Raw genomic sequence first — 3,235 nt, 5'->3', positions numbered from 1 at the left:
ATCAATAAGGGTGGGATACTAGATACAGATCCCACCTAATCCGAAAAGTCAGGCCGTCATTGCCCGGTTGGTGGCAACAATTTGCTCGTGAGTAAACTGACTACCGGGAGTCATAAACTTGGCAATGAGTGCGTCGCGGTTTTGAGGCGCCCGTGACTTGTCTGCCGCATTCAATGCCAATTTGAGTTCCGGCAAGGTCAGCTCAGTGCAGTAAGCAGGTGTACCTGGTTGCTGGCGCCATGAGTCTTCAAGGGGGCCTGAGGCGAGCGCGATAAAGCCCGTATCCTCAACAAGATCCTGCGCGATTGTTTCAGCTCTGGTATCTCCCCCAGCTACGGGTATGGCTATGCGCGATGAAGAACCGGCTGGTTGACCTTTATCGGCAAGGGTCGCAGCCAGTAAAGCGTTCCATGCCTTAACAACTGGGTGACCAATCTGTTCGCTTACCCAAACGCTCTCAGGCTTGCCGTCGTCAACTTCTTTGATTGCCCCGTCGCGTCCCGGATAATAATTGGACGTGTCAATGACGACGGTTGTCTCCGGCACATTGCTCAAGGTCTGTTTGAGATCAGGGTAGCTTGCGAAGGGGATCGAGAGGATAACGACGTCTACCTCAGACACCGCCTCTTCCTTAGTAACCGCATTTACGCCGATTTCATTGGCAAGATTCTGAATGCTCTGCGGGCCCTTCGAGTTTGCCAGTTTAACTTCGTGACCGCCCGCCGCGAGTTTACGGGCAAGGGTAGCCCCAATGTTACCTGCGCCGATAATTCCGATTTTCATTTAAATAACTCCTCGCATGTAAGCAAGATTAAAGTAATTGCGTGAATGACTGCTGCTGGCTCGCCTTAGCGTTCAGTTGCCAAACAGTTGTTTTGAAAACGCTGACCATGTGTGAGAGATTGAAAATCCACCAAATCGCGTTAGACTTTTAATAGTCCGCGCTTCATATGTCTCTGTATTTTGATAAAGCTTCGTCGAAGTGCTGTTATGACGACTACTTCATCCATATATCAACTTCGAAAGCTGAACAATGTAGTCGCGGCTTGGATTTGTTCCAATTGTGCCAAACCTTTCTTTATACACCGCGAAGAAAAGATCTTGACGCTTTCGAGCGCGCGCCAGATCCGCGTCTGTCAGTGCCTGCGGAAGGGACTCAAGCGTTACTTCAGTGCAATAGCAAGGAGTGCCACACTGTTGTCTCCAGGATTCTGCTAACGAGCCAGCATGGTAGGCATCGAATCCGGAATCCTCGACCAGTGACATCGTCACGACACGGTCGTGATCACGATCCGCAGCGATAGGGACGGCAATGCGATCCGGGTCGCCAGCAGGCCTACCCGCTTCGTTTAATGACGCGGAGTAAATCGTGTTCCAAGCTTTTGCGAGTGGACGGCCAATTTGTTCGGATGCCCAGACACTGTCAGGCTGGCCATTCTCGATGGCTTCCAATCGCTCGTCGCGCGCCGGTATATAGTTGGATGTGTCGATGATTACGCTTTCTTCAGGAAGCTCGGCAACAAGCGTTTTAAGATCCGGAATGCGGATAAAAGGGATCGAAAGAATCACGACGTCGGCGCCAACCAAAGCTTCTTCTTTCGTGACCGCCAGCGCGCCCGTGGAAAGCACGTCAGCATTAACAGTATTTGGCCCACGGGAGTTAGCGACCCTTACTGTATGGCCGGCAGCGCTGAGCAGTTTTGCCAGTGTTCCCCCGATAAATCCGCTACCAATAATTCCGATGTTCATAGAGATTCCTCATCTTTGGAGCTTAGGTGTGCATGACATGTGGATCTGCCGTTGCTAGCCGCCTCTAAGGCAGGTACTAAGTGGTAGCCGGTCGCGCCAGACCCTCAAGTGTGCACCGAAGCTCCTCAAGATCTTCTGACGTGAGCTGGCACGCAGTTCTGATCTTGTCGGTGATGCTGCGAAGCTCATCCTCCATGGCACGGCTAGGCTCTGTGAGATCAATAAGCACTCGGCGTTCATCGGAGGAGTCGCGTGTGCGTGTAATCACTCCAGCAGCTTCAAGCCTCTTCAGTAGCGGCGTAAGCGTGCCGGTCTCCATGTCGAGGCGATCACATAAATCGCTCACAGAAAGAGGCGACCCGTTCAAAAGCTCGAGCGTGACCAGGTACTGCGAGAAGGTGAGGCCAAGCGGTTCGAGAAACGGTTTGTGTAATCGAACCATCCGGTTCGCAGCTGCGTTGAGCGCGAAGGAGAGTTCTGTGGCTACGCTGCGTGCTGCCGAATTCATATATATCGTCTACTATTGTGTAGTGTGCTACATAAATTATGCGTAGACCCGCCGTGTGTCAACAGCTTCCGAGGCTGGTGGCTTTTTTTTAGATGAAGTACCACTGCGTGGCCACTTGATAATTGGTTCTAAGAGAAGACGAATCTGCGTGCGCGAGGACATCGAGCAGCTTGGATCTGGTGCCATGCGCGCGGATGGTTGGGTGCGTATAAGGCGGTGATCATCTTGACGCGATTGGGTGACCAACTCTGTCTTAATTTCTCAGTACGTGCGTCTGAGCATGCCAAGCGAGACGCGGTTGCACCGCCTGGGGCGCAGATATGATCTGCCCCCCCCTGGATGGAAYCAGGTGTACTCACGAGGTAAACGTTACTCTGCCGGCGGCTTGTATCCCGCGAGCATTTTCAAGACATCACCATGTGATCCGCTCGCTTCTGCAAATCGTAATGGCTTCGCGCGTTCGACGACGAGTTCAGGCGGGGTCGGAGAAATCTTGAGCAGTTCGAAGACTTCATCCAAAAACTCCTCCAATGGCATGGCGTTTTCGTCGTTTTCCTGTCCAAGCAATGTGGTACGTACCCCTGGCGGCGCAAGCTCGATCACTTCGACGGACGAATCCTCAAGTTGCACTCGAAGACTTTGAGTGAATGAGTGAACTGCCGCTTTGGTTGCGCTGTAGGTCGGTGTAGCTGGCAACGGTACAAAGGCCAACGCCGAGCTGACATTCACTATCGTTGCACTGGGCTGCTTGCTCAGATGGGGAGTGAATGCGTAGACCATGCGAATCGTGCCAAGTAAGTTCGTCGTCACGATATCTTCGGCTGTGCTCAGGCTTTCCGGATCAGTCAGATCCTCCCAGTGCATGATCCCAGCGTTGTTTATGAGAACGTTTAGATTTGGATGGCTGATCGCAAGCGCTTCGCTGGTGCGCTGGATGGATTGTGGGTCGGAGACGTCCAGCACTACTGATTCAATACC

Annotated in this window: 4 protein-coding genes; all 4 read right to left on the bottom strand. The window is 52.6% G+C overall.

Going from position 1 to position 3,235, the window contains the following annotated elements; all coding sequences use genetic code 11:
• Positions 1-48 precede the first annotated feature (48 nt).
• Positions 49-783, bottom strand: a complete 735-nt coding sequence (locus AC1DVF_RS28735) for an NADPH-dependent F420 reductase (protein WP_016985334.1) — start codon at positions 781-783, stop codon at positions 49-51.
• 219 nt (positions 784-1,002) lie between these two features.
• Entirely contained in the window at positions 1,003-1,749 is a 747-nt protein-coding gene (locus AC1DVF_RS28730; RefSeq protein WP_122687202.1) for an NADPH-dependent F420 reductase, read from the bottom strand.
• Positions 1,750-1,825: 76 nt separating this feature from the next.
• Positions 1,826-2,191 (bottom strand): MarR family winged helix-turn-helix transcriptional regulator, encoded by a 366-nt coding sequence (locus AC1DVF_RS28725; RefSeq protein ID WP_224790111.1) that lies wholly within the window; start codon positions 2,189-2,191, stop codon positions 1,826-1,828.
• A 435-nt stretch (positions 2,192-2,626) separates the two neighbouring features.
• Positions 2,627-3,235, bottom strand: a 609-nt coding sequence (locus AC1DVF_RS28720) for an SDR family oxidoreductase (protein ID WP_477783573.1), incomplete at its 5' end; no start/stop codon positions are given.

Source organism: Pseudomonas sp. P4_D7 (genome assembly GCF_056401755.1).
Note: the sequence above shows the minus strand (reverse complement) of the source record. Positions and strands in the feature narration are given on the sequence as shown.

Coding starts and splice junctions, on each gene's coding strand:
- AC1DVF_RS28735 (WP_016985334.1), bottom strand. CDS start 783: ATGAAAATCGGAATTATCGGCGCAGGTAACATTGGGGCTACCCTTGCC.
- AC1DVF_RS28730 (WP_122687202.1), bottom strand. CDS start 1,749: ATGAACATCGGAATTATTGGTAGCGGATTTATCGGGGGAACACTGGCA.
- AC1DVF_RS28725 (WP_224790111.1), bottom strand. CDS start 2,191: ATGGTTCGATTACACAAACCGTTTCTCGAACCGCTTGGCCTCACCTTC.